Source organism: Microtetraspora sp. NBRC 13810, assembly GCF_030268685.1.
Taxonomy (GTDB): Bacteria; Actinomycetota; Actinomycetes; order Streptosporangiales; family Streptosporangiaceae; genus BSRQ01.
This window is the reverse complement of sequence record NZ_BSRQ01000006.1, coordinates 42168-67770: the sequence shown is the minus strand read 5'-3', so window position 1 is coordinate 67770 and position 25603 is coordinate 42168. Positions and strand designations below refer to the sequence as shown.

The window sequence follows — 25603 nt, the reverse complement described above, 5'->3', positions numbered from 1 at the left end:
AGTAGCAGGGGGATCGGAGGGCACACGGTGGGAATGTTCCGCACCAAAAGCATCGAACAGACCATCAAGGACACGGAGGCGCCGGAACATCGGCTGCGGCGCCGGCTGAGCGCCCTCGATCTCACCGTGTTCGGCGTCGGTGTCATCGTGGGCACCGGCATCTTCGTGCTGACCGGCCGGGTCGCCCGGGACACCGCGGGCCCGGCCGTGGCGCTGTCCTTCGTGGTCGCGGCGGTCGCGTGCGGGCTCGCCGCCCTCTGCTACGCGGAGTTCGCGTCCACCGTGCCGGTCGCCGGCTCCGCCTACACCTTCGCCTACGCGACGCTGGGCGAGTTCCCCGCCTGGATCATCGGCTGGGACCTCATCCTGGAGCTGGCCCTGGGCGCGGCGGTGGTGTCCGTCGGCTGGTCGGGGTACTTCGCCTCGCTGATGGCCACGCTGGGGGTGCACCTGCCACCCGGGCTAGCGGGGGAGGGGGCGGTGTTCAACCTGCCCGCGATGCTCATCGTGCTGCTGCTGACCGTCGTCCTGGTCGCCGGCATCAAGCTCTCCTCGCGGACCAACCTCGTGCTCGTGACGGTCAAGGTCGCCGTGGTGCTGCTGGTGATCTTCGCAGGGCTGTTCTTCATCGACTCGCGGAACTACACCCCGTTCATCCCGCCGGCCGAGGCCACCCAGAGCGTCGAGGGCCTGGGCGCCCCGCTCATCCAGGTGCTCTTCGGCCTCACCCCCACCGCGTACGGCATCGCGGGCGTCTTCTCCGCCGCCGCCGTGGTGTTCTTCGCCTTCATCGGGTTCGACATCGTCGCCACCGCCGCCGAGGAGACCAAGAACCCGCAGCGCGACATGCCGATCGGCATCCTAGGCTCGCTGGCCGTGTGCACCGCGCTCTACGTGGGGGTCTCGCTGGTCGTGGTCGGCATGCAGCCGTACCAGCGGCTCAGCTCCGCGGCGCCGCTCGCCGACGCGTTCCGCGCGGTGGGGCAGCCGTGGCTGGCCACCGTGATCAGCATCGGCGCGATCGCGGGGCTCACCACGGTCGTGCTCATCATGATGCTCGGGCAGAGCCGGGTCTTCTTCGCGATGAGCCGGGACAGCCTGCTGCCGCGCAGCCTGGCCGCCGTGCATCCCAAGTACGGCACGCCCGCCAGGATCACCGTCATCATCGGCCTGGTCACCGCCGTGCTCGCCGGGTTCATCCCGCTGTCGGCGCTGGCCGAGCTGGTCAACATCGGCACGCTCTTCGCGTTCGTGATCGTCTCGATCGCCGTGGTGCTGCTGCGCAGGACGCGTCCGGAACTGCCGCGCCCCTTCCGGACCCCGCTGGTGCCGCTGGTGCCGATCCTGTCCGTGCTGGCCTCGGCCTACCTCATGGTCAACCTGCCGGTGGAGACCTGGCTGCGGTTCCTCGCCTGGATGGCCGTCGGCGTCGTCGTCTACTTCCTCTACGGCCGCAGGCACAGCCACCTGGCGCGTCCCCCCGAGCCCGCTCAGGGGGACGCCAGGCGGCCCGTCGGCTAGGCGGGGACGGAGGCCGTCCCCCTGGGCAGGAAACGCGCCCCGTTGACCCGCTCGGCGACGCCGGTGCGGTCCAGGTAGGGGGTCACGCCGCCCAGGTGGAACGGCCAGCCGGCGCCGAGGATCATGCACAGGTCGATGTCCTGCGCCGCCGAGACCACGCCCTCGTCCAGCATGATCTTGATCTCCGCGGCGAGGGCGCTCAGGGCGCGGTCGCGGACCTTCTCGGCGCTCGACGGCGACCCGCCGCCGCCGAAGATCGCCTCCGCCTCGGGGTCGATGCCGAAGTCGGCGCCGTAGACACCCGGCTTACCGGCCGCCACCAGCGCGGCGAGGTTGGCCGAGACGCCGTAACGGTCGGGGAAGGCCGTGTGCAGGGTCTCGGCCACGTGCAGCGAGACCGCCGGCCCGACGAGCTGGAGCAGTGTGAACGGGGTCATCGGCAGGCCGAGCCCGTCCAGCGCGTGGTCGGCGACCGCCAGCGGGGTGCCCTCGTCCACCGCCGCGATCACCTCGCCCATGAACCTCGTCAGCAGCCGGTTGACCACGAACGCCGGCGCGTCCTTCACCAGCACGCTCGACTTCTTCAGCGCCTTGCCCACGGCGAAGGCCGTGGCGAGCGTCGCGTCGTCGGTCGCCGCACCCTTGACGATCTCCAGCAGCGGCAGCACCGCGACCGGGTTGAAGAAGTGGAAACCCACCACCCGGCCCGGATGGCGCAGCCCGGCGGCCATCGCGGTCACCGGCAGCGACGACGTGTTCGTGGCGAGCACGCACTCGGCCGAGACGACCGCCTCGACCTCGGCGAACACCTTCTGCTTGACGCCCAGGTCCTCGAACACCGCCTCGATGACGAAGTCGGCGTCGGCGAAGGCGTCCTTGCTCAGCGAGCCCGTCACCAGGCCCTTGAGCCGGCTCGCCTGGTCACCGGAGATCCGGCCCTTGGCCAGCAGCCGGTCCACCTCGTCATGCACGTAGCCGACGCCCTTGGCGAGACGCGCCTCGTCCAGGTCGGTCAGCACGACGGGCACCTCCAGTCGCCGCGCGAACAGCAGGGCGAGCTGCGAGGCCATCAGGCCCGCGCCCACCACGCCGACCTTGGAGACCTTCCTGGCCAGGGCGGCGTCCGGCGCTCCGGCCGGCCGCTTGGCCCGGCGCTGCACCAGGTTGAAGGAGTAGATCCCGGCGCGCAGCTCGTCGCCCATGAGCAGGTCGGCGAGCGCGGCGTCCTCGGCGGCGAAGCCCTCGTCGCGGCCCGCCGTACGGGCCAGGGCGATCAGGTCGAGCGCCCGGTACGGCGCCGGCGAGGCGCCGCGCAGCTTGAGGTCCACCAGCGCGCGGGCCTGCTCCAGGACCGGCGACCAGTCGGCGGCGGTGTGGTCCTCGCGGGTCACGGTGACCTCGCCGCGCAGCACCCGGGCCGCCCAGCGCAGCGACTCCTCCAGGAAGTCGGCCGGCTCGAACAGCGCGTCGGCGACGCCCAGCGCGTGGGCGCCCGCCCCGTCGGTCATGCGGTTCTGGGAGAGCGGATTCTCGATGATCAGCTTGATCGCGCGCTCGGGGCCGATCAGCCGGGGGAGGAGTTGCGTGCCGCCCCAGCCGGGCACCAGCCCGAGGAAGCACTCGGGCAGCGCGACCGCGGTCACCCCGGAGGAGATCGTCCGGTAGTCGCAGTGCAGCGCCACCTCCAGGCCGCCGCCCATCGCCGCGCCGTTCACGAACGCGAACGACGGGACGCCCAGCTCGCCGAGACGCCGCAGGACGTGGTGGCCGAGCGCCGCGACGGCCTCCGCCTCCTCGCGGGTGGCCAGCGCCGCCGCGCCGTCGAGGTCGGCGCCGACGCCGAAGATGAACGGCTTGCCGGTCACCGCGACGGCGGCCACGTCGGTGCGGGTGGCGATGCCGTCCAGCGCGCCGTTCAGCGCGAGCAGGCCGTGCGGGCCGAACGTGTTCGGCCGGGTGTGGTCGAAGCCGTTGTCCAGGGTGATCAGGGCCAGGGTGCCCGCCCCGCCCGGCAGCTCCACGTCGCGCACCAGTGCCCTGGTGACGACCTCGTCCGCGGCCCGGCCCAGCAGCACCGAACGCCAGGTGTCCAGACTCACTTGCCCTCCCAACCGAGGTTCTCCCACACGACGGTCCCGCCCATGCCCATGCCGACGCACATGGTGGTCAGGCCGTACCGGACCTCCGGATGCTCGCCGAACTCGCGGGCGAGCTGGGTCATCAGCCGCACCCCCGAGGAGGCCAGCGGATGCCCGTAGGCGATCGCGCCGCCGTAGGGGTTGACCCGGGGATCGTCGTCGGCGATCCCGAAGTGGTCGAGGAACACCAGGACCTGTACGGCGAACGCCTCGTTTATCTCGAACAGCCCGATGTCGCCGATGCCCAGCCCGGCCAGCCGCAGGGCCCGCTCGGTCGAGGGGATCGGGCCCACGCCCATCACCTCGGGGTCCACCCCGGCGAAGGCGTAGGAGACCAGCCGCATCCGGGCGCTCAGGCCCAGCTCGGCGGCCACGTCGGCGGCGGCCACGAGGCAGCCGGTGGCGCCGTCGTTGATGCCGGAGGCGTTGCCCGCCGTGACCCGGCCGTGCGGCCGGAACGGCGTCTTCAGCGCGCCCAGCGCGGCGAGCGTGGTGCCCGGCCGCGGGGCCTCGTCGGCGGTGGCCAGGCCCCAGCCCCTGTCGGCCGAGCGGGTGGCCATCTCGACCAGGTCGGGCTGGATCTTCCCGTCGGCGTAGGCTTTGGCGGCCCGCTCCTGGGAGATGACCGCGTAGGCGTCGGCGCGCTCCCTGGAGACGCCGGGGTAGCGGTCGTGCAGGTTCTCGGCCGTCATGCCCATCACCAGCGCGGAGCCGTCGACGAGCCGTTCGGCGAGGAATCTCGGATTGGGGTCGACGCCCTCGCCCATGGGGTGGCGGCCCATGTGCTCGACGCCGCCCGCGATGGCCACGTCGTAGGCGCCGAAGGCGATGCCGCCGGCCACGGTGGTGACCGCGGTCATCGCGCCCGCGCACATGCGGTCGATCGCGTAGCCGGGGACGCTCTTGGGCAGCCCGGCGAGGACGGCGGCCGATCGGCCGATGGTCAGGCCCTGGTCGCCGATCTGCGTCGTGGCCGCGACGGCGACCTCGTCCACGCGCTCCGGCGGCAGGCCGGGGTTGCGTCGCAGCAGTTCACGGATGACGCGGACCACCAGGTCGTCCGCGCGTGTCTCGGCGTACATCCCCTTGGGGCCGGACCGGCCGAAGGGCGTGCGCACACCGTCGACGAATACGACGTCACGAGAGGAAGGCACGGTTCGCTCCTCGTTGGTGGATGGTTCCCACCGCCTATGCTACTCATCGGTAACAAGCATCCGCGCCACCAGGGCCAGCGCCACTCCGAAGAAGACGGCGGACAGGGCGGGCAGGCCCGGCTCCCACAGGTGGGCACGGGCTCCGAGCAGCGCGGCGGTCCCTGCCACCGCGCCCGCCCAGAGCGCCGTGCCTCGCCGGGGGCGCGGGCCGCGCTCCGGATCCCAGGGATCTCCAGGTGATCCCCGCCGGTGGACGGCACACGCCAGCATCCCCGCCACGTCCCGTGCCCACCACAGGGCGAAGAACACCCCCGCCGCGTAACCGGCCAGGCCGAGCGGGCCGGCGGCCCGGTCCAGCAGGCCGGCCGTGCCGTACAGCCCGGACTCGGCGAACAGCCGGGGCAGGGCCAGCCCGAGCAGCACGGTCACCGCCCAGCCGGCCGCGACGCCGAGGCGCACCAGGAGCCGCAGCGGGGCCGGGGCGGGCGTCTCCGGGGCGAACATGCCACGCGCGCACTCCCGCGCCGCCCGCGCCCGCGACCACCACAGGACCTGCGTCGCCGCGAGGGCCGGCAGCGCGGTGAAGAAGACGGCCAGCGCGGCCACGCACCCGGCCTCCTGCCCGGTGGGCGACCGCTCGGCGAACGTCTGGGCGGTCGCGAGGAGCGCGACCGCGCCGATGAGCACGATCAGGGCCGCGCGCCGGGCGGCCCTGGCCCGGGTGCGCAGTCTCGTCAGCGGGAGCGCGCCGGGAAGCGCGCCACTCACGGGGTCGTGGACGAACACGATGCAATCATGCCGTCACGGACCGGGACCACAGGTCCTTTCCCGCAAGGTCGCCGCTCATCCGATCTCCGGAATGCGTTACACCGTATTCCCCGGCGAAAGCCGACCCCATTCGGAAGCGGTTTCACCCGGCCCACTCCGGTTGGGCACGGATGACCACCGGATGAACGCCCCCTGTACACCCACCGCCGCCCCCTGCGGCACATCGCCCAACCGCACCGCCCGCACGCTGATGCCCCTCGGCACCGCCCTCCCGCACGCTGATGCCTTCCGGCCGCCTCCCCCGCACCGCCCTCCCGCGCCGCACGTGCGGCGGCGCGGGGAGCGGTCAGAGCTCGCCCTTGGTCTCCAGGCGGGCGAGGGCCTTGGCCAACGGGTGGGCGGTCAGGCCGATCTGCCAGCGGCGGGCGCCGAGCTCGCGCAGCCGCTCGCCGATGTGGTCGTCGTCGATCTCCTCGGGCGGCTCCCAGGTCAGCCGGCGCACCGCGTCGGGCTGGAGGAGGTTTTCCGTCGGCATGCGGTGCTCGTCGGCCAGCGCGGCCACCACGGCGCGGGCCGCGCCGAGGCGCTTGGCGGCGGCGGGATCGCGGTCGGCCCAGCGGTTGGCGGGCGGCGGGCCGTCGCCCGGGGTGCTGGGCTGGGGCAGCTGTGACTCGGGCAGCACCCGGGCCCGGGAGATCGCCGCGAGCCACTCCCGCAGGTGCCGGCGGGCACTGCGGCCGGTGAAGGGGGCGATGTCGGTGAGGGCCTTGGTGGTGCGCGGGATCTCCAGCGCGGCGGTCACGATCGCCGAGTCGGGCAGCACCCGGCCGGGCGCCAGGTCGTTGTCCCTGGCCAGCTCGTCGCGCAGGGTCCACAGCTCGCGCACCACCGCGAGGCCGCGCAGCGAGCGGACCTTGTGGATGCCCGAGGTACGCCGCCAGGGATCGCTGCGCGGCGCGGGCGTCGGGGTGGCCAGCACCGCGGCGAACTCCTCCTGCGCCCACTCCAGCTTGCCGCTGTCGGCCAGCTCCTCGTGCAGCACGTCACGCAGCTCGACGAGGACCTCGACGTCGAGCGCGGCGTAGCGCAGCCAGTCGACCGGCAGCGGCCGGGTGGACCAGTCGGCCGCCGAGTGGCCCTTCTCCAGCCGCAGGCCGAGCACGGTCTCGACCATGGTGCCGAGCCCGACCCGCTCGTACCCGAGCAGCCGCCCGGCCAGCTCGGTGTCGAAGAGCTTGCGCGGGCGGAAACCCAGCTCGGCCAGGCAGGGCAGGTCCTGGGAGGCCGCGTGCAGCACGATCTCGGTGTCGGCGAGGGCGGTGTCCAGCGCCGACAGGTCGGGGCAGGCGGTGGGGTCGATCAGCGCGCTGCCCGCCTCCGCCCGGCGGAGCTGCACGAGGTAGGCCCTGCCGCTGTAGCGGTAACCGGAGGCGCGCTCGGCGTCGACGGCGACCGGACCCCTCCCCTTGGCGAAGGCGCGCACGGTCGTGGCCAGGTCGACGGCGTCGTTGATGACCGGCGGGATCCCCTCCCGCGGCTCCAGCAGAGGGACGACCTCCTCGGCCGGAATGGTTGTCTCGTCGGTCACTGCCTGAAGGACTCCGGATCTTCGCGTCGCCGTGGCGGCAGAGACGCCACGTCAGGTGGTAGCGGTGGGATACCCGCAGCGAGGCACATCAGATCGCACCACGCGGCGACATGGCCGGACATGTCCTCTTCGCGCGGCGACCATGAGGCACGCAGTTCCAGCTCGGTGGTCACCGGGTCCTCGGCCTTGTTGCCGAAGCCCTCGGACACGGCGCGGGTCACCGTGCCGCCCGCCGCGGAGTATCCGGCGGCGTGCGCGTCCAGCGCGTCGGTGAGCCAGCTCCAGGCCACCGGGCCGAGCAGGGGGTCGGAGGTGATCTCCGGCTCCATGTCCGCCCGCACGTAGGCGACCAGGCGGAAAGGGCCTTCCCAGCCGCGCTGGCCGTCCGGGTCGAAGAGCAGGATGAGCCGGCCGACCGCGAGCTCGTCGTCCTCCCGGTAGACGGAGGCGCCGATCGCGGCGGAGAAGGGGGCGAGGCGTTGCGGCGCCGGGATGTCCTCCAGCTCGATCTCCGGCCTGACCGTCGTCCGGCGCAGGCTCTCCGCCGCCCGCCTGAAGGCGGCCGGGACAGGAGTCGCGTCACCGATGGTCATATCGGAAGAGTAGGTCGAGGGCGGGCGCATGGGGACCACGGGGGTGGGTGTAGGTGACATAGGCGTTGATCAAGCCGCGGCCAGCACCAGGCGAGGGGCGGGTATGGCCATGCCGGGAGGGGGCTCTATGAACAACGCGTGACCACACTTGACACAGATCCAGTCAGGGCATTCGCCCGGTTCGTGCCCTTCTAGGCAGGGCGGCTGCTCGAACACCCGGTCGTCGGCACAAGAAGCACAACGCTCACTGCGGCGCTCGGGGGAACTCCACATCGCGGTCATCTCACGGGCCTTTCGTCGGGTCGTGCTCCGAACGTTGGCACGCCGTGCCGACAATTCCGTGCAACGCGCTCGGCGTGTCCCGAAAGTGGTGCCGGAATCGATGCCGCGCGGTGACTTGGTGAACATTTGGCCCAGTCGTGTGACGGTCACGAGGAACCTGTGAGCCGCACTGTACCCCTTTCCAGGAGCGAGGGTCCCGTTTGGACGACAGGGACGATCCCGGAGGCCATCGCCAACGACGGACGAAGCGGATGAACCGGTTAAACCTCGACCCGACTCCCTGCGCATCACTTGGACTACCCCATACCCACATTTCCGACGCCAGGTGATAAGGCATCGTCGAGGAACGGACCGGTGCCCCGGCATGGGACCCTGGAAGGGTGACTCCCGCCGACTCCGTCTTCCTCCGCGCCTGCCGGCGCCAGCCCGTCGAGCACACCCCGGTCTGGTTCATGCGCATGGCGGGCCGTTCGCTGCCGGAATACCGCGCCCTGCGCGAGGGCACGCCGATGCTCACCGCGTGCGCGACGCCCGACCTCATCGTGGAGATCACGATGCAGCCGGTGCGCCGTTACGGCGTGGACGCGGCGATCTTCTTCAGCGACATCGTCGTCCCGCTGAAGGCGATCGGCATCGACCTGGACATCAAGCCGGGCGTGGGACCCGTCGTGGAGGACCCGATCAGGTCCGCCGAGGCGCTCCGCGCGCTGCGCCCCATCGAGCCCGGCGACGTGTCCTACGTCACCGAGGCGATCGAGAGCCTCGTCAAGGAGCTCGGCGACGTGCCGCTGATCGGCTTCGCCGGCGCGCCGTTCACCCTCGCCTCCTACCTGATCGAGGGCGGCCCGTCCAAGAACCACGACCACACCAAGGCCATGATGTACGGCAGGCCCGACCTGTGGCACGGCCTGATGGAGCGGCTCACCGACATCACCATCGCCTATCTGCGCATCCAGGCCGAGGCGGGCGCGTCCGCGCTCCAGCTCTTCGACTCCTGGGTGGGCGCGGTGGCCCCGGACGACTACCGCACCTTCGTCCAGCCGTACACGTCCCGGATCTTCGCGGGCCTCGCCGACCTCGGCGTGCCGCGCATCCACTTCGGCGTCGGCACCGGCGAGCTGCTCGGGCAGCTCGGCGAAGTCGGCGCCGACGTGGTCGGGGTGGACTGGCGGGTCCCCCTCGACCGGGCGGCCCAGCGGGTCGGGCCGGGCAAGGCGCTGCAGGGCAACCTCGACCCGGCCGTGCTGCTCGCTCCGTGGGAGGTCGTCGAGACCCGGGCGCGTGACGTGCTGGCCCGTGGCCGGATGGCCGAGGGACACGTGTTCAACCTCGGCCACGGCGTCCTGCCCTCCACCGACCCCGACCAGCTCGCCCGCCTCACCGACCTCGTGCACGAGTCCCGCGTGGTGGCCGCCGAGTCCCGCTAGGTCCTCACCTGGGTCCTTCACCTGGTCTCTCACCCGGGTCTTTCACCTGGGTCTCTCAACCGGGAGGCGGCGGAGGCGGGGTGGCCTTCTCCGCCTCGGAGGGCGCGGGCCTCTCCGTCTCGGGCGGTGCGGCCGTGACCGGCCCCCACTCGCGCGGCGACCACGCCGGGGTTCCCGCCGCCCCGGCCGGTACGGCGGGCCGCTTCGCGCGGCGGCGGCGCACCAGCACCGTCACGAGCAGCGTGAGCGGCACGATGACCGCCAGCCACGGGAGCAGGGCGCCGACCACCACGAGGACCACCCGCACCGTGGCCACCAGCGCGTTCCAGCCGGCCGCCATCGCGTCGAAGAAGCCGGGCGACTCCTCGGGCTCGGGCTCCACCGGTGCCGCGAGCGGGCCGATCAGCCGCAGGGTGACCGTGGCCATGGCGGTCTGCTCGGCCAGCGCCCGCTGCCGCGCCTGCAGGGATTCGAGCTCGCTCTCCCTGTTGCCGATCTCCCGCTCGACCTCCAGCACCTCGCCGATGGTGTTGGCCCTCTTCAGCACCGCGCGCAGCGAGTCCAGCGCGGACTGCGCCGACTTCACCCTGCTCTCCACGTCGGCGACGGCCTGGGTCACGTCCTCGGTGCCCTGGTTCAGGGACTCCCTGACGCCGAGCTCCTTGGCGAGACGGCCGAGCACGGCGGGGTAGGACGCCGGCGGGATCCTGAAGACGAGAAGGGCCGAGCTCTCGCCGCCGCCGGCTGCGGAGTTCTCCCTGGCGAGGTGGCCGCCGCCGCCGGTGACGATCTGCTTGGCCCGGTCGGAGGCGGCGGAGACGTCCTTCGCCCGCACGGTGAGCTCGGCGACGTAGATGATCGCCTGGTCCTGGCGGGTGATCTCCACCGATTCCCCCGGCCCGCCGGACTCCCCGGATGCGCCGGATCCCCCGGATCCCCCGGATTCGTCGGATTCACGGGATCTGTCAGGGGCGCCTCCGATGCCGCCGCCGGTCGTCGCCTGCGGGACCGGGGCCACGTTGTCGGAGGCCGCCGCGGGCGCGTCCGCCGATTCGCCCGAGCCGCCTCCGCAGCCGGTCAGGAAGAGGACGGCGGCCGAGAGGGCGGCCGCCAGGCGTAAGCCGTGCCGAGGGGTGTTGTCCATGTCTTCGTAGACGTAATGCGGGGCGCGGGTGTTTGGCGCGCGGCGTCACGATGCCGTCACGGTCGGCGTGCGGCGCGGTCACGGTCGGCGTGTGCTGCGGTCGCGGTCGGTGTGTGATGCGGTCACGTTAGGCGTGTGGCGCGGTCGTGGTCGGCGTGTGATGCGGTCACGGGTCGTTCCGGCGGCTTGTCCACAGGCTCGGGGCCGTGGTCCACAGCACACCCGCCCTGTGACGCGGGCGGCGCCCGGTGGCGATAGCGTCAATGGTCATGGAAGGGAATCGGCTGCATGTGGTGGTCGTCGGCGGTGGGATCGCGGGCCTGGCCGCCGCGTGGTTTCTACGGCAGGGCGGCGGCGACGCGCTCCGCGTCACCGTCCTCGAAGGCTCGCCCCGCGTCGGCGGCAAGCTGCACGCCACCGAGGTGGCCGGGGTGTCCCTCGACGAGGGCGCCGAGGCGATGCTGGCCCGGCGTCCCGAGGGCAAGGACCTCGTCCGGATGCTCGGCCTGTCCGACGAGCTGGTCTACCCCGGCAGCACCCAGGCGTCGATCCTGAGCAGGGGCGCGCTGCGGCCGATGCCCAAGGGGCACGTGATGGGTGTGCCGTCGGACCTGATGGCGCTCGCCAGGTCCGGTGTCCTCAGCCCGGCCGGCCTCGCCCGAGTCCCGCTGGACCAGATCCTGCCGGCCACCCGGGTCAGCACCGACGTCTCCGTCGCCGCCTACATCAGGGCCCGGATGGGCTCAGAGGTCGTGGACCGGCTGATCGAGCCGATGCTCGGCGGCGTCTACGCCGGCCGCGCCGAGACGCTGTCGCTGCACGCCACCATGCCGATGCTCGCCACGCCCGCCAGGACCGAGCGCTCGCTGCTCAACGCCGCGCGCGCGATCGCCGGGGCGCCCAAGCAGACGGGCCCGGTCTTCACCACGCTCCGCGGCGGCCTCGGGGCTCTGCCTCCGGCGATCGCCGCCGCCTCCGGCGCCGACGTCAGGACCGGGGTGACCGTCCGCGAGCTGCGCCGCGTCGAGGGCGGCTGGCGGCTGGTCACCGGACCGGTGCCCGACCCCTCGGTGATCGAGGCCGACGCGGTGGTCGTGGCGACCCCCGCGCCCTCGGCCACCAGGCTGCTCGCGGCCGACGTGCCGGGAGCCTCCGCCGAGCTGTCCAGGATCGCTTACGCCAGCATGGCGATCGTCACTCTGGCCTATCCGCGCGGCGCCTTCCCCGAGCCGCCGGCCGGGAGCGGTTATCTCGTCCCCCCGGTGGAGGGCCGGTCGATCAAGGCCGCCACGTTCAGCACCGTGAAGTGGCCGCACCTGACCGAGGCCGACCCCAACCTGATCCTGGTCCGCTGCTCGATCGGCAGGCTGGGCGACGAGCACGAGCTCCACCGCGACGACACCGAGCTGGTCGCGCTGGCGATGAAGGAGATGTCCGAGGTCATGGGCGTGCGCGGCCTGCCCAGGGACACCAGGGTCACCCGCTGGGGCGGCGCGCTGCCGCAGTACGACGTCGGTCACCTCGACCGGGTGGCCCGCATCCGCGCCGCCGTGGCCGGCGCACCCGGCCTGGCCGTCTGCGGCGCCGCCTACGACGGGGTCGGCGTGCCGGCCTGCGTCGCCACCGCCCGCGAGGCCGCCGCCCGGATTCTCGACCATCTGGATCCCGCGAGACAATGGCAGCAGGCGATCTCGCCGACGAAGGTGACTGAGGGGCTCTGAGAAACGATGACGCAGGATGGCGGGCGGCCGAAGGCACGCGATCTGAACCAGGTGATCCGCTACACCATGTGGTCGGTCTTCCGGGTGCGCGAGCGGTGCGACGCCGACCGGGAGGCCATCGCGCACGAGGTCGAGGACCTGCTCGCGCAGGCGGCCGAGAAGGACATCGTGACCAGGGGCACGTACGACGTGGCGGGGTTCCGCGCCGACGCCGACTACATGTTCTGGTGGCACGCGCCCACGGCGGAGGATCTTCAGGAGGTCTACTCCCGCTTCCGCCGGACCGAGCTCGGCCGCCGCAGCGAGCCGGTGTGGTCGGTGATGGCGTTGCACCGCCCCGCCGAGTTCAACAAGTCGCACGTGCCCGCGTTCCTGGCCGAGGAGGAGCCGCGCGGTTACGTGAGCGTCTACCCGTTCGTCCGTTCCCTGGAGTGGTATCTGCTGGACGACGCGGAGCGCCGGGCGATGCTCGCCGAGCACGGTCTCATGGCGCGTGACTATCCCGACGTGCGGGCCAACACGGTGGCCTGCTTCGCGCTCAACGACTACGAGTGGATGCTCGCCTTCGAGGCCGACGAGCTTCACCGCATCGTCGACCTGATGCGCCACCTGCGCGGCGCCAAGGCCCGCAGGCACACCCGCGAGGAGATCCCGTTCTACACCGGGGTCCGCAAGCCGGTCAGCGAGCTGGTCGCCGCCCTGCCCTAGCGCCTGTGTCGAATTCCGTTGCCAGCGGCCAGGGCTGACCGGGCATCGGAGGTTGTGGATCGGCACATGAGTGTTGTCGATCGTGCTCACTGCCGGGCGGCGCGGGCGGCGGCGCGGTATCAAGGCGGCCATTCCCGGCAGGGCCGGCCAGGACGCCAACAGGCCGACCAGGACGTCAACCGACGGGGCGAAGGGATCGAAGGGCGGTCGGCCACCGGCCTTCGATCCGGAGCCACCGTCCTCATCGCACGATCAACGATGATGTGCCGGTGCGCTTCAGCGGTAGCCGGTGAGGCCGTCGGCCAGTTCTTCTTCGTCGCCGTCGCGGAGGGCGTAGAGGGCTTGCTGCAGGGCGAAGGTGCCGCGGATCGCGGCAATGCGGGTGGCGAGTCCGTCGTCTGACCGACTGCCCAGGGCGAGCACCCGCTCCAGGAGGTCGTGACCGTAGCCGGCGCCGATGGCTGCAAGGTCCTCGGCGGGGTCGCCGAGGCTGACATCGTCCCAGTCGAGCACTCCGGCGAGGCGTGGCAGCCCGTGATCCCACTCCCACAGGACGTTCGCGCCACCGAGGTCACCATGGACCACTGCTCGTGTGAGGTGGGGAAGGCGGTCGAGCGCGGTCAGCTCCCGTTCGGCTCGTAGGCGCCCGGTGCCGGACATCAGCGCGAACAACTCCGCACGCACCTCTTGCGCGAACCGCTGCCACCGGCCTTGTGACGCGTGAGGCACAGCCGCTCGTACCGAGTCATCCGTGCCGGCACGGGCCAGCCCGTCCAGCAGGGTCGCGCACTGCGCCGCTACGGTGCCGGCCACATGGGCGTCGTTGAGCGCGTCGGCGTCCAGCGGTTCCCCGGGAATGCGGCTGAGCACCAGGAACGGCGCCTCGTCGGTGTCGTCGCCTCCACCCTGCACCAGCGGCTCAGGTGTGCGGATGCCAAGGTCGAGCCCGGCAAGCGCGCGTAATGCGGCCACCCGCTCGGGCAGCCGGTCGGCCGCTGCCTGGGTACGGGGCAGGCACACGACGCGCTCTGAGCCGATCACGACGTCGTGGAACTGACCCTGGCGTACGGCAAGATCGTCAGGTCTGTCGTCGGGCAGCAGGCGACTCAGCAGCGCGTGATGCGTTGTCCGGATGTTCACGAGAGTGGCCTCCGGATCTTTCGATGGCATGGAGACGGTATATCCCCACACTGTCGGCCATGATCCGTAACAGGCGGGTACGTCACGCCAGGGCGCACCGACCCGTACCCGCCGGCGGATCCGGTCGATCAACCGCCGCTTGCCGAACGACGACGGCCGTCCTGGCCGCTCAGGCGCCGGCGGCAACGGCTCCGGCACCGCCCGCTGCTCATCGGTGCGATCGAATCGTCTCGCCACCGCCAAGGCGGCCATGTGGTCTGCGGTGTTCAGATTCGCCTTGGACCAACCGCCTACCGGAGACCTCACTCATACGATGCTCCCGGCACATCGGGGGCGCTCGTGACGCCGCCGCAGACTTCGATACATCCCCCTGGCCGCCTCCTGCTCGTGGCCATGGGGGGCCTTCGCGGGTCAAGGTGGGCTTTGCGTCGTGTCATACTCGGGGAAATCCCCACCATAGTGAGGTTCAGAGGGTGAAGTCGGGCGGGAATCCCACGCGGCGCGGCACCCCCGGACGCGGCGCGTCCCGGGGCAGGAGGCGGGCGGGGCGGTCCTCGTGGGCCAGGGAGGTCGCCGTCGGTTCGGCGGCGGCCGCCGTACTGGGGCTCGTGGTGGCCGGAGCGGTGTCCCGCCTGGGAGGCGGGTCCGCGACCGGCGAGCCGGACGGGCGGCGGGACGCGAGCGCGGTGGCGGTCGCTCCCACCCCGATGGACGCCGCGCGGGCGGCCGCGGACGAGATGAGCCCCGGCGGTCCGGCCGGCGGTGCCGGAAGCGCGCCGGGGGCGACCGGGGCCGCCGTGCCTGGGGCCGCTGTGCCGCGGGGGACCGGGAGCGCGGCGCCTGAGGCGTCCGCCGCCGTGTCCGGTGCGGCCGTGTCCGCCGAGCCCGGGGCGGGTGGCGGCGGGACGGGTGGCGGTGTGGTGGCTTCCGGGGAAGGGGCCGGTGGATCGGACGGCGGTCAGGGGGCCGGTGGGACGGACGCCGGTGGGCGTGAGCTCAACGCGCAGGAGATCGCCGGGCGGGACCTACTGGGTTCCGGCGGCTCCGATCTGGTGACCTGGGGGACCGGCGGGGGCGCCTCCGGTGCGGACGCCACGGGTGGCGGGAAGGCGGCCGAGGAGTCCCGGGAGACGGCGAAAGCCGGCAAGGGGTCATCGAAGGACGCGGAGAAGTCCGAGGACTCGTCGAAGGAGAAGTCCAAGGAGTCGAAGGAGAAGGCCAAGAAGGACGCGAAGAAGCGCAAGGAGGCCGAGAACCGCGCATCGGGTCCGTCCAAGCACACCGACACCGAGGCCATGGCCTACCTGAAGCGGCCCAAGGGCAAGACGTCGAACCGGGTCAGGGATGTGCGGCTCGTCGGCGGCTATCTGCGGGTCTACACCGATCTTCCGCCGTCCGCGGACAACTCCAAGCAGGCCGTGGAGCTGTGCGAGCGAGGGGTCCGTTACCTGAGCGAGGAGCGAGGCGTCGAAGACCCGGTCGTCTTCGTCCAGGCCGAGTACGGCGGCAACGGCAACCCGGTCCTGGCCAACGCCCTGGGCCGCGGCGACCGCGACTGCCGTCTCACCCACCCGCGCCCGGGAAACTGAACGCCGCTTCCTGCGTGCTCCAACACCGCGGCCCGGGGAGGACGTCGGGCCTGGGGAGTCGAACGCCGGATGGACACTGCGGCCCTGGGAGGAAGCTTCGCGTCCCGGGGGGCGAAGAGCGGGGCCAGGGGAGGAATCGGGCGCTGGGGACTCGATGGCTTGGAGCGCCTGTAGTGGGGGTGATCTTGGAGGTGGGGGTGCGGGGAGGGTGGGCAGCCTCATGGGGACGGTCACTTCACGCGGACGCGGGTTTTCCCGCAGCGTTTGCATCTTTGGGTTACCACCCGGCCGATGACCTCGATGGTCTCCCATCTGTGGCGCAGGTGCACGGGGCTCCAGACGAACGTGTTCACTGATCGCTCATTCACGGGCACGATCGGTGAGACTCTACCCGCCTGGAAAGGCTTGGAACAGCTCCGGTCCGCTCGGAAAAAGCCCGCGGGCGGCGGGAGAAGGTACCGGGGCGAGGTGGTCCGCCCCCGCCCCGGCCGGTCGTGATCGTTACTCCTTGGGAGCCAGGCTCAGCGAGACGGAGTTGATGCAGTAGCGGTCGTCGGTCGGGGTCGCGTACCCCTCACCGTGGAAGACGTGCCCGAGGTGCGAGTCGCACCGCGCGCAGCGGACCTCGGTCCGGACCATGCCGAGCGACCGGTCCTCGATCAGGACGACGGCGTCGGAATCGGAGGGCTGGTAGAAGGACGGCCAGCCGCAGTGCGAGTCGAACTTCGTGTCCGACCTGAACAGCTCGGCCCCGCAGGCGCGGCAGGAGTAGACGCCCTCGGTTTTGGTGTCCACATACTCCCCGGTGAAGGGGCGCTCCGTGCCGGCCTGGCGAAGGACGCGGAACTCCTCGGGCGAGAGCTGCACTCGCCACTCGGCATCGCTCTTGACCACTTTTTCCATACCTTCAGACTACGGTCCGCCGGATCAGCCGGGCACACGCCCACCGATTGGTCTGCTCCAGGTCACCTGTCCCCCTTGACAGGAAATCGGCAGGAAATTTCGAGGTGGAAGCATCCTTTCGGGGCGAATTTGGCGTCTATGTAGATGTGGGGGGTGCATCACCTTCCTGATGATGGGTGAGACCGTCCGTCAGGCCGCCTCGGAAAGCGTTGGCCCACGCCCGTGCTGGGCGCGTCCGAGGAGGCCAGGTGGTCGCCGTCGGCCGGGTGGCGCGCCAGCACCCGGGCCGGCAGGCGTGGCGGGCGGTCTGGAGGTCCGTCCCGTCTGAGCGACCGGTCCCGCCGCCGGGAACCGCTCCGGGACGGACCCGCCCGACTTTTTACGTCATACTCCGTGTCTTCAGCCGAACTGCCGTCCCGGGTCGCCCGGGGGTGGGTCTTCGGGGCGGGCTGTCCGGGCGTGCGTGGGTCCCGCTGGATGTCGGTGGGTGGGGGTAGCGTTCGGAGCATGGCGTCGCCGTATATAGAGCTGGAGGTCGGGGGACACACCGTGAAGGTGACCAACCCCGACAAGGTCTACTTTCCTGGCATCGGAGCGACGAAGCGCGAGCTCGTCGAGTACTACGTGAGCGTGGGGGAGGGCGCGCTGCGGGCCTTGCGCGACCGGCCCACCCACCTGAAGCGGCATCCGGACGGCGTGCTGTCCGACGCGATCTACCAGAAGCGCCTGCCGCCGCGGCACCCCGACTGGATGCACACGGTCACCGTCCGCTTCCCCAGCGGGCGCAGCGCCGACACGCTGCGGGTGACCCAGGTGGCCGACCTCGCTTACTGCGCCAACCTGGGCACCGTCGACTTCCACCCCTGGCACGTGCGGGCCGCCGACGTCGAGCATCCCGACGAGCTGCGCATCGACATCGATCCGCAGCCGGGGACCGGGTTCGAGCAGGCCCGCGAGGTCGCCTTCGTCGCCCGCGAGGTCCTCGCCGAGCTCGGCATGACCGGGTTCGCCAAGACGTCGGGCAGCCGCGGCGTGCACATCGCCGTGCGGATCGAGCCCCGCTGGGATTTCACCGAGGTCCGCTACGCGGCGATCGCGTTCGCCCGCGAGGTGGAGCGCCGGGCGCCGCGGCTCGCCACCACCGCCTGGTGGAAGGAGGAGCGCGGCGAGCGGGTCTTCATCGACTTCAATCAGAACGCCCGCGACCGCACGATGGCCTCCGCCTACTCGGTCAGGGCCAAGCCGCACGCCCCGGTCTCCACCCCTCTGACCTGGGAGGAGCTGGCGGATGCCGAGCCCGCCGACTTCGACATCCGCACCGTGCCGCCGCGCTTCGCCAAGCTGGGCGACGTGCACGCGGCCATCGACGACCAGGCGTTCGCCCTCGACCGGCTGCTTGAGTGGTTCCACCGGGACGATCGCGGCGACATGCCCTACCCGCCCAACTATCCCAAGATGCCGGGGGAGCCGAAGCGGGTCCAGCCGAGCAAGGCCCGCCCCGACACGCCGTGATCGGCTCCCCGGGCGGGCGTCACGGGCGCACGGCGCAGAGCAGCCGGTTGTTGCCCTGCTGCCAGAGGGTGCCGATCTCGGCGAAGCCGGCGTCGCGCAGCGCGGTGACGTGGGTGGAGAGCCCGGCGGACTCCGACCCGTGGTGGTCGGCGGCGGCGGTCCTGCGATCGCGCTCGGCGCCGAGGTCGGCCAGGGCGGGGTCGGCGGCGATGCCGTCCCACCACTGACGCCAGTCCTCGGGCTTCCCGGCGGAGAAGCGCCGCCGGGTGGCCGCGTCGTGCACCGCGCGTTCGAGCCCGGCGAGTACGGGGGTGGCGTCGTCGACGTCGAGGTGGTCGCCGTTGAGGAACAGCCCGCCGGGCCGGAGCACGCCGCCCAGTTCGGCGTAGACGCGGCGCAGGTGCTCCTCGGGCAGCCAGTGCAGCGCGGTGGTGCTCACCGCCACGTCGGCGGGCCGGGGCAGGCCGAGCCGTTCCGTCCAGCCCGGCACCCGCAGGTCGAGGTCGGCGAAGACGAGACCGTGCCGGGCGCCGTATCCCGCCCGCCCGAGCGCCAGCAGCACCGGGTCGGTGTCCACGGCCACGACGGTGGCCTCGGGCAGCCGCTCCAGCAGCCGTACGGCGAGCGAGCCCGGCCCGCAGCCCAGGTCTATCACCAGCGGGTCGCCCCGCCCCGCGCCCGCCTCGACCGCGTCGACCAGGGCGGTGAAACGCTCCTCGCGGCCGGGCAGATAGCCCTCCTGCTGCTGGTCCCACCTGGTGATCCAGCTCTGGGCGATGTCCTGGGAAAGAACCGGCACGAGACCCTCCGTTACTGTCGTCTATGCTTTGGACGGTTACGAGGTTAAGTCGAAAGGGCGTAACTGGTCAAGTGAACTTCAACAGTCACTCAGATGCCGTGGTGGCCGTCGCCGTGGGCCTGGTGAACGTGCTCACGCCCGGCGAGCGGCGGGGCCGGCCCTATCTGCCGCCCGTCGGCGCGGAAGGAGGCGCAGAGGTCACCGGGACGCTCCGGCTCGCCGCAAAGGACGCCTGGGAGGTGTCCGAGCCGGAGCTGGCCGCCTTCGCCGAGGCGGCGGTCGAGCTGCGGGCCGTCTTCACCGCCGTGGACGCCGGCGACATCGACGCGGCCGCCCGCCAGGTGAACCGCCTGATGGAGGAGAACGCGGCCCGCCCGCACCTGGACCGGCACGACGGCGAGCACTGGCACCTGCACTTCCACGGGGCGCACGGCGACCGCGTGCGGAACTGGGTGGCGAGCGGCGCCACCGCGCTCGCCATCGTGCTCGGCAGCGACCTGTACGACCGGCTCGGCGTGTGCACCGCCCCCGCCTGCGACCGCGTCTACGTCGACGTCTCCCGCAACGGCACCCGCCGCTTCTGCTCCACCGCCTGCCAGAACCGCGTCAAGAGCGCCGCCTTCCGCGCCCGCACCGCCGCCCGGTGACACCGCGGATGATCCTGGAGGGGACGGGGCCGCCGTTGACGGCTGTGGGCGGGGATCAGGCGGCCGGGTACCTGTCCTGCCAGGTCGTCAGGGTCTCGTCGGCCACGGTGCGCAGGGCGGCGAGGTCGTCGGCGAGGGCGGTGATGGGGACGCGGCCCTCCAGCGGCGCCAGCCAGTCGGCGGGCAGGGCGGCTTCGCCGAGGCGGGCGCCGAGCAGGTTCCCGCAGACGGCGCCGGTCGAGTCGCTGTCCCCCGAGTGGTTGACCGAGAGCAGCAGCGCCCGCCGCATTCCCGCGGGCCCGTCCTCCTCCGGCCGCCCGGCCAGCGCGCAGTAGACCGCGATGGCGAGCGCCTCCTCGGCCACCCAGGCCCCGCCCAGCGACTCCACCCGCTCCGGCGTCGGCGTGCCCCGGGCGGTGAGCGCGAGGGCGGCCTCCAGCGCCGCCGTGGTCTCCTCGTGCCGGGGGTAGGCCCGCAGCAGCCCCATCGCCTCCCGTACGGCGGGCTCCACGGCGAGCCCTTCGGCCAGGTGCCAGATCATCGCGGCGAAGGCGCCGGCCGCCAGGTAGCCCGTCGGATGGCCGTGCGTGATCTGGGCGCACCGCGCCGACAGTTCGAAGGCGTGCCCCGGGTCGCTCGCGGTGAAGCCGAACGGCGCCGACCGCATGACCGTGCCGCACCCCTTGGAACCCGGGTTCACCGGCCCCGCCACACCCAGCGCACCGAAAGCACCGGACGCACCGGACGCGGCGGGGTGCCGCAGCCCGGACAGGCAGGCGTTGCCGGGCGCGCGCCGGGAGTAGAGCCAGCCCTCCTCGCGCAGCCAGCCGCCGCCCCGGCGACCGCCCGCCGGGGGCGATCGGTGCGACTGGGTGTCCAGCCAGCGCAGGTAGGCGTCGCGGACGGCGGACACCTCGTCGCCGTCGCCCTTGACCGCCCGCCGTACCCGGGCCCGGATCAGGCCCTCCGCGGTGAAGAGGGTCATCTGCGTGTCGTCGGTGATCAGGCCGACGGTGCTCCGCCAGCCGTGCACCAGCGTGGTCAGCCCCGCCTCGCCGTACAGGCGGCGGACGGCCGCGATCGAATCGAACTCGATCGGCGCGCCGAGCGCGTCGCCGACGGCCCCGGCCAGCAGGGATCCCCTGACCCTGCCACGATGGGACTCCTGCGTCGTGAGGGGCATGGGCACGATCCTTTCGGCTGACCGATCCGACCGTACCGGTGCATGCCAGGAAAAGTCCTGCCATCCAGCACGTTCACCATCGGCCTGTCCGGTCGTGCGTGGTCAGCGGGCCAGGATGTCGTCGAAGTTGTAGGACAGCGGGCGCTCAAGCTGGGCGTAGGTGCACGACTCGGGCGTGCGGTCCGGGCGGGCCCGGCGGAACTGCGCGGTGTGCCGGAAGCGGTCGCCCTCCATGTGGTCGTAGGCCACCTCGATGACCAGCTCCGGCCGCAGCGGGATGAACGACAGGTCCTTGCCGGCGTTCCACCGGGACACGTTGCCCGGGCGGCGCTGCGCCTGCTCGCCGCCCGCGTCCGCCATCCAGGCGCCCCACGGGTGCGAGGACAGGTCGGTCAGATAGGGCGCCAGCTCGCCCACCAGCTCGGCCCGCCGCGCCATCGGGAAGGACGCCGCCACGCCCACGTGGTGCAGCCGCCCGGCGTCGTCGTAGAGGCCGAGCAGCAGCGACCCCACCACCGGCCCCGACTTGTGCTCCCGGTAGCCCGCCACCACCACGTCGGCCGTGCGCTCGTGCTTGACCTTGAACATCGTTCGCCGGTCCGGCTCGTACGGCAGGCCGCCGGGCTTGACGATGATCCCGTCCAGCCCGGCCCCCTCGAACATCTCGAACCACTCGGCGGCCCGGCCGTCGTCGGCGGTGATCGGGGTCAGCCGCACGCTGCCGCCGGCCCGCCCGAAGATCTGCTCCAGCCGGGTGCGCCGCCCGGAGAACGGCTGCTCCATGAGGTTGTCGTCGCCGAGGGCGAGCAGGTCGAAGGCGATGAACGACGCCGGCGTCTGCTCGGCCAGCAGCCGCACCCGGGACGCCGCGGGATGGATGCGCTGCTGGAGCGCGTCGAAGTCGAGCCCCTGGCCGCGCAGCAGCACGATCTCGCCGTCCACCACCACCCGCTCGGGCAGCTCGGCCCGCACGGCCTCGACCAGCTCGGGGAAGTAGCGGGTGAACGGCCGCTCGTTGCGGCTGCCCAGGTAGACCTCGTCGCCGTCGCGGAAGACGATGCAGCGGAAGCCGTCCCACTTCGGCTCGTAGAACAGCGTGCCGTCCTGCGCCGGCATCCCCTTGACCGCCTTGGCGAGCATCGGCGCGACCGGCGGCTCGACGGGCAACTTCACGGCAACCCCCTGGTGTATCGGGCGAAGAGGAACCCCTCCTCTTCGAGAACGCCCGCGAGCCGGAGGCCCACGGGATGGTCGGGGCCGTTCAGCAGCCGGGACGCCTCGCCGCCGAGCAGCAGCGGGCTGACCGTGAGGCACAGTTCGTCCACCACTCCGGCGGTGACCAGCGATCCGTTGAGCTTCGCCCCGCCCTCGCACAGCACGTGCGCGAGCCCCCGCTCGCGCAGCAGCCGCACGGCGAGCGCCATGTCGACCCGGTCGTCCCCGGCGACGAGCACGTCGGCGGCCCGCGCGGCCAGCCTGCGCCGCTCGGCGGGCGCGGCCTCGCAGGTGAGGACGATGGTGCGGGCCGCGGGATCGGCGGCGGTGAACAGCGCGCCGTCCAGGTCGAGGTCGAGCGTGCGGGTGACCACGGCGACCGGCGGCACAGCCGTACGACCGGCCCGCAGGTCGCGCCAGGACTCCTTGGCCTTGGCCGGGCCGTACCCCTCCAGCCGCACGGTGGACGCGCCCGCCATGATCACGTCGGCCATGCCGCGCAGCACGTGGAAGATCCTGCGGTCGCCCGCGCCGGACAGGCCCTGGGACAGCCCCTTGAGCCAGGTGCCGCCGTCCACGCTGGCCACCATGTTGATCCGCAGCCAGGGGCCCTCGGGGTAGGCGTAGACCCGCTCCAGGTCCGGTTCGGTCTCGTCACAGGGGTAGATGCTCCGCACGTCCCCACCCTGTCATGCCGGGGCGCCGGGCCGGCGTGGTGGGCCCCTGAACGCCGCGAAGATGAAGCAGAACGCGGCGTTCACCCCCTCGGCCCCGGACGCGCCGGGTTCGCTCAGTGCCGGGAGCGTCGCAGCAGTCGCAGCGACCTGGACGTGACCGGGATCAGCGCGCCCGCCGGGAATCCCTCCTCGGCGGCGGGCTCGTCGAATCCCTCGCCCGCCGTGTCGAAGACCGGCAGCCAGCCCTCGCCGAAATCCCGGCCGGGGGCGGTGAAGGTGAGATCTTCGTGATGGGCGTTGATCAGGATCAGGAACGAGTCGTCCCAGATCCGCTCCCCGCGCGGTCCCAGCTCGGTGATCGCGTCGCCGTTGAGGTAGACGCCCAGCGACTTGGCGTAACCGGTGTGCCAGTCGGCGGCGGACATCTCCTGCCCGGCCGGGGTGAACCACACGATGTCCCGCAGCGCGTCGCCGTTCCTGCCGCCGTGGAAGAAACGCCGCCGCTGGAAGACCGGGTGCGCCCGGCGCAGCCGGGAGAGCATGCGGACGAAGCCCAGCAGCTCCGACTCCGGGCCGTGACCCCCGGCCGGCTGCCGGGAGGAACGCGCCTCCGCCACGTGCGGACCGGCCGGGGACAGGTCCGGCTGCACGGCGAGCAGCGACCAGTCGCACCAGGAGGTCTCGTCGTCCTGGCAGTAGGCGTTGTTGTTGCCGTGCTGGGTGCGCCCGAACTCGTCGCCCGCGGTCAGCATCGGCACGCCCTGGGACAGGAAGAGCGTGGCCAGGAAGTTGCGCCGCTGCCGGTGGCGCAGCCGTACGACGGCCGGGTCCTCGACCGGGCCCTCGGCGCCGCAGTTCCACGAGCGGTTGTCGTCGGTGCCGTCCCGGTTGCCCTCGCCGTTGGCCTCGTTGTGCTTGCGGTTGTAGGACACCAGGTCGGTCAGGGTGAAACCGTCGTGGCAGGTCACGAAGTTGATCGAGGCGACCGGGCGGCGGCCGGAACCCGCGTAGAGGTCCTGCGACCCGGTCAGCCGGGTGGCGAACTCCGGCAGCGCCGACCCGTGGCCGCGCCAGAAGTCGCGCACCGTGTCGCGGTACTTGCCGTTCCACTCGGTCCACAACGGCGGGAAGTTGCCCACCTGGTAACCGCCCGGCCCGACGTCCCACGGCTCGGCGATCAGCTTCACCTGGGAGATCACCGGGTCCTGCTGGATCAGGTCGAAGAAGGCGCTCAGCCGGTCGACGTCGTGCAGTTCGCGGGCGAGCGCCGCGGCCAGGTCGAACCGGAACCCGTCCACGTGCATCTCCAGCACCCAGTAGCGCAGCGAGTCCATGATGAGCTGGAGCGCGTGCGGGGAGCGCACGTTGAGCGAGTTGCCGCACCCGGTGTAGTCGAGGTAGTAGCGCCGGTCGCCGTCGTGCAGCCGGTAGTACGCGGCGTTGTCGATGCCACGGAAGCCCAGCGTCGGGCCCATGTGGTCGCCCTCGGCCGTGTGGTTGTAGACCACGTCGAGGATGACCTCGATGCCCGCCTCGTGCAGCGCCTTGACCATGGACTTGAACTCCGTCACCTGCGCGCCCTGCCGCCCGGCCGCCGCGTAGCCGTTGTGCGGCGCGAGATAGGCGATGGTGTTGTAGCCCCAGTAGTTGGTCAGGCCGCGCGCCACCAGGGCGTGCTCGGGCACGAACTGGTGCACCGGCATCAGCTCCACCGCCGTGACCCCGAGGCCGCGCAGATGCTCGATCACCGCCGGATGCGCGAGCCCCGCGTACGTGCCCCGCTGCTCCTGCGGCACCGCCGGATGGCGCATGGTCAGCCCGCGCACGTGCGCCTCGTAGATCACCGTCTGGTGGTACGGCGTGCGCGGCGGGCGGTCGTCGCCCCAGTCGAAGAACGGGTTCACCACGATGTTCTTCGGCATGTAGGGGGCGCTGTCGTCCTCGTTGAGCGCCGTCGGATCGGTGAAACGGTAGGAGAACAGCGACTCGTGCCAGGTCAGGTCGCCCTCGATCGCCTTGGCGTACGGGTCGAGCAGCAGCTTGGCGGGGTTGCACCGGTGGCCGCGCACCGGGTCGTGCGGACCGTGCACGCGCAGCCCGTAACGCTGGCCCGGCATCACGCCGGGCAGGTAACCGTGCCAGACGAACCCGTCCACCTCGGGCAGCGGCACCCGCTCCTCGTGCCCGCCCGCGTCGAACAGGCACAGCTCGACCTGCTCGGCGACCTCGGAGAACACGGAGAAGTTGGTGCCCACGCCGTCCCAGGTTGCGCCGAGCGGATAGGACTCTCCCGGCCAGACCTCACGCATGTGGCCCCATTCTCCTCCGCTTCCGCAGGTCGGCGCAGCTCATCGCGGCGGGCTTTACCTACCGGGCCCGCCCGCCCGCGTCGCGGGGCGGGCGAGCCGGGCGCGGTTCAGCCGAGCAGTTCCGCGTCGAGCGTGATGGTGGTGCCGGACAGCGCCTTGCTGACCGGGCAGTTGGCCTTCGCGTTCTCGGCGGCGGCCTGGAAGTCCTCGGCCGTGATGCCGGGCACCTGGGCCTTGACCTTGAGCACGATGCCGGTGATGCCCTCACCGGGCTGGAAGGTCACGTCGGCCGTGGTCTCCACCGACTGCGGCGGGGTGCCCGCCTGGGCGAGACCGTGCGAGAGGGCCATCGAGAAGCACGAGGAGTGTGCCGCCGCGATGAGCTCCTCAGGCGAGGTCTTGCCGTTGGCCTCCTGGGAGCGCGAAGCCCAGGAGACGTCGTAGTTGCCCACCCCGGACGAGTCCAGGGAAACGGTACCGTGACCGTCGATCAGCGCGCCCTTCCACTGGGTCGTCGCCGTGCGAGTCGTCGCCATTGTTCTCTCTCCTTTCGTCGGAGACGAGCCTAGGGGGTCGGGGGTGGAT

21 protein-coding genes and 1 pseudogene are annotated in these 25603 nt (G+C 72.2%); 7 read left to right on the top strand and 15 right to left on the bottom strand.

Annotated features, from left to right (window positions below; all coding sequences use genetic code 11):
• The first annotated feature begins 33 nt into the window (after positions 1–33).
• Positions 34–1521: an amino acid permease gene (locus tag QSK26_RS14060; RefSeq protein WP_502888700.1), complete on the top strand. Its 1488-nt coding sequence runs from the start codon at positions 34–36 to the stop codon at positions 1519–1521.
• On the opposite strand, the gene QSK26_RS14055 is transcribed toward QSK26_RS14060, so the two are convergent.
• The 5 genes from QSK26_RS14055 to QSK26_RS14035 form a co-directional block, all read right to left on the bottom strand.
• Positions 1518–3620 carry a 3-hydroxyacyl-CoA dehydrogenase NAD-binding domain-containing protein gene (locus QSK26_RS14055; RefSeq protein ID WP_285775546.1) on the bottom strand — a complete coding sequence of 701 codons (2103 nt, stop codon included), beginning with the start codon at positions 3618–3620 and terminating at the stop codon, positions 1518–1520. The genes QSK26_RS14060 and QSK26_RS14055 overlap by 4 nt on opposite strands.
• Complete coding sequence (locus tag QSK26_RS14050; protein ID WP_285775545.1) at positions 3617–4813, bottom strand: thiolase family protein; 1197 nt, start codon at positions 4811–4813, stop codon at positions 3617–3619. The genes QSK26_RS14055 and QSK26_RS14050 overlap by 4 nt, the downstream gene beginning before the upstream one ends.
• Positions 4814–4852: 39 nt before the next feature.
• Entirely contained in the window at positions 4853–5599 is a 747-nt protein-coding gene (locus QSK26_RS14045; protein WP_285775544.1) for a hypothetical protein, read from the bottom strand.
• 328 nt (positions 5600–5927) lie between these two features.
• A complete protein-coding gene (locus tag QSK26_RS14040; RefSeq protein WP_285775543.1) occupies positions 5928–7169 on the bottom strand; it encodes a ribonuclease D in 1242 nt (413 codons plus the stop codon).
• Complete coding sequence (locus tag QSK26_RS14035) at positions 7166–7762, bottom strand: DUF3000 domain-containing protein (protein ID WP_285775542.1); 597 nt, start codon at positions 7760–7762, stop codon at positions 7166–7168. Before QSK26_RS14035 ends, QSK26_RS14040 begins: the two co-directional genes overlap by 4 nt.
• A 662-nt stretch (positions 7763–8424) precedes the next feature.
• Between QSK26_RS14035 and hemE the strand changes: the two genes are divergently transcribed.
• Positions 8425–9471: a uroporphyrinogen decarboxylase gene (gene hemE, locus QSK26_RS14030; protein WP_285775541.1), complete on the top strand. Its 1047-nt coding sequence runs from the start codon at positions 8425–8427 to the stop codon at positions 9469–9471.
• 55 nt (positions 9472–9526) lie between these two features.
• Here the strand turns inward: hemE and QSK26_RS14025 are convergent, their stop codons facing one another.
• The gene (locus tag QSK26_RS14025; protein WP_285775540.1) at positions 9527–10615 is read right to left on the bottom strand and encodes a DUF4349 domain-containing protein; all 1089 of its coding nucleotides are present in this window, start codon (positions 10613–10615) and stop codon (positions 9527–9529) included.
• A 269-nt stretch (positions 10616–10884) separates the two neighbouring features.
• On the opposite strand from QSK26_RS14025, the gene hemG reads away from it, so the two are divergent.
• Together hemG and hemQ are read left to right on the top strand one after the other, a co-directional pair.
• The gene (gene hemG / locus QSK26_RS14020) at positions 10885–12336 is read left to right on the top strand and encodes a protoporphyrinogen oxidase (RefSeq protein ID WP_285775539.1); all 1452 of its coding nucleotides are present in this window, start codon (positions 10885–10887) and stop codon (positions 12334–12336) included.
• Between the two features lie 6 nt (positions 12337–12342).
• Complete coding sequence (gene hemQ / locus QSK26_RS14015) at positions 12343–13044, top strand: hydrogen peroxide-dependent heme synthase (RefSeq protein WP_285775538.1); 702 nt, start codon at positions 12343–12345, stop codon at positions 13042–13044.
• Between the two features lie 276 nt (positions 13045–13320).
• On the opposite strand, the gene vph is transcribed toward hemQ, so the two are convergent.
• Together vph and QSK26_RS42105 are read right to left on the bottom strand one after the other, a co-directional pair.
• Positions 13321–14184, bottom strand: coding sequence for a viomycin phosphotransferase (gene vph / locus QSK26_RS14010; protein WP_502888705.1), 864 nt, complete (start codon positions 14182–14184; stop codon positions 13321–13323).
• Between the two features lie 48 nt (positions 14185–14232).
• A pseudogene (locus QSK26_RS42105) lies at positions 14233–14436 on the bottom strand (transposase); the annotation flags it as partial.
• A 221-nt stretch (positions 14437–14657) separates the two neighbouring features.
• Here QSK26_RS42105 and QSK26_RS14005 point away from each other — a divergent pair.
• Complete coding sequence (locus tag QSK26_RS14005; protein WP_285775536.1) at positions 14658–15773, top strand: hypothetical protein; 1116 nt, start codon at positions 14658–14660, stop codon at positions 15771–15773.
• A 501-nt stretch (positions 15774–16274) separates the two neighbouring features.
• On the opposite strand, the gene msrB is transcribed toward QSK26_RS14005, so the two are convergent.
• Entirely contained in the window at positions 16275–16676 is a 402-nt protein-coding gene (gene msrB / locus QSK26_RS14000) for a peptide-methionine (R)-S-oxide reductase MsrB (RefSeq protein ID WP_285775535.1), read from the bottom strand.
• Between the two features lie 507 nt (positions 16677–17183).
• On the opposite strand from msrB, the gene ligD reads away from it, so the two are divergent.
• Complete coding sequence (ligD, locus tag QSK26_RS13995; protein ID WP_285775534.1) at positions 17184–18188, top strand: non-homologous end-joining DNA ligase; 1005 nt, start codon at positions 17184–17186, stop codon at positions 18186–18188.
• Positions 18189–18207: 19 nt separating this feature from the next.
• On the opposite strand, the gene QSK26_RS13990 is transcribed toward ligD, so the two are convergent.
• Positions 18208–18987 carry a class I SAM-dependent methyltransferase gene (locus tag QSK26_RS13990; RefSeq protein WP_285775533.1) on the bottom strand — a complete coding sequence of 260 codons (780 nt, stop codon included), beginning with the start codon at positions 18985–18987 and terminating at the stop codon, positions 18208–18210.
• Between the two features lie 101 nt (positions 18988–19088).
• Between QSK26_RS13990 and QSK26_RS13985 the strand changes: the two genes are divergently transcribed.
• The gene (locus QSK26_RS13985) at positions 19089–19634 is read left to right on the top strand and encodes a CGNR zinc finger domain-containing protein (protein WP_285775532.1); all 546 of its coding nucleotides are present in this window, start codon (positions 19089–19091) and stop codon (positions 19632–19634) included.
• Between the two features lie 55 nt (positions 19635–19689).
• Here QSK26_RS13985 and QSK26_RS13980 read toward each other — a convergent pair whose 3' ends face one another.
• The 5 genes from QSK26_RS13980 to QSK26_RS13960 all read right to left on the bottom strand — a co-directional run bounded on the left by QSK26_RS13980 (position 19690) and on the right by QSK26_RS13960 (position 25554).
• Complete coding sequence (locus QSK26_RS13980) at positions 19690–20817, bottom strand: ADP-ribosylglycohydrolase family protein (protein WP_285775531.1); 1128 nt, start codon at positions 20815–20817, stop codon at positions 19690–19692.
• Between the two features lie 102 nt (positions 20818–20919).
• Entirely contained in the window at positions 20920–21990 is a 1071-nt protein-coding gene (locus QSK26_RS13975; RefSeq protein WP_285775530.1) for an ATP-dependent DNA ligase, read from the bottom strand.
• A complete protein-coding gene (locus QSK26_RS13970; RefSeq protein ID WP_285775529.1) occupies positions 21987–22709 on the bottom strand; it encodes a pyrimidine reductase family protein in 723 nt (240 codons plus the stop codon). Before QSK26_RS13970 ends, QSK26_RS13975 begins: the two co-directional genes overlap by 4 nt.
• A 113-nt stretch (positions 22710–22822) precedes the next feature.
• On the bottom strand, positions 22823–25018 hold the full coding sequence (gene glgX / locus QSK26_RS13965) for a glycogen debranching protein GlgX (RefSeq protein WP_285775528.1): 2196 nt from the start codon (positions 25016–25018) through the stop codon (positions 22823–22825).
• A gap of 107 nt (positions 25019–25125) precedes the next feature.
• Entirely contained in the window at positions 25126–25554 is a 429-nt protein-coding gene (locus QSK26_RS13960; RefSeq protein ID WP_285775527.1) for an OsmC family protein, read from the bottom strand.
• Between the last annotated feature and the right edge of the window lie 49 nt (positions 25555–25603).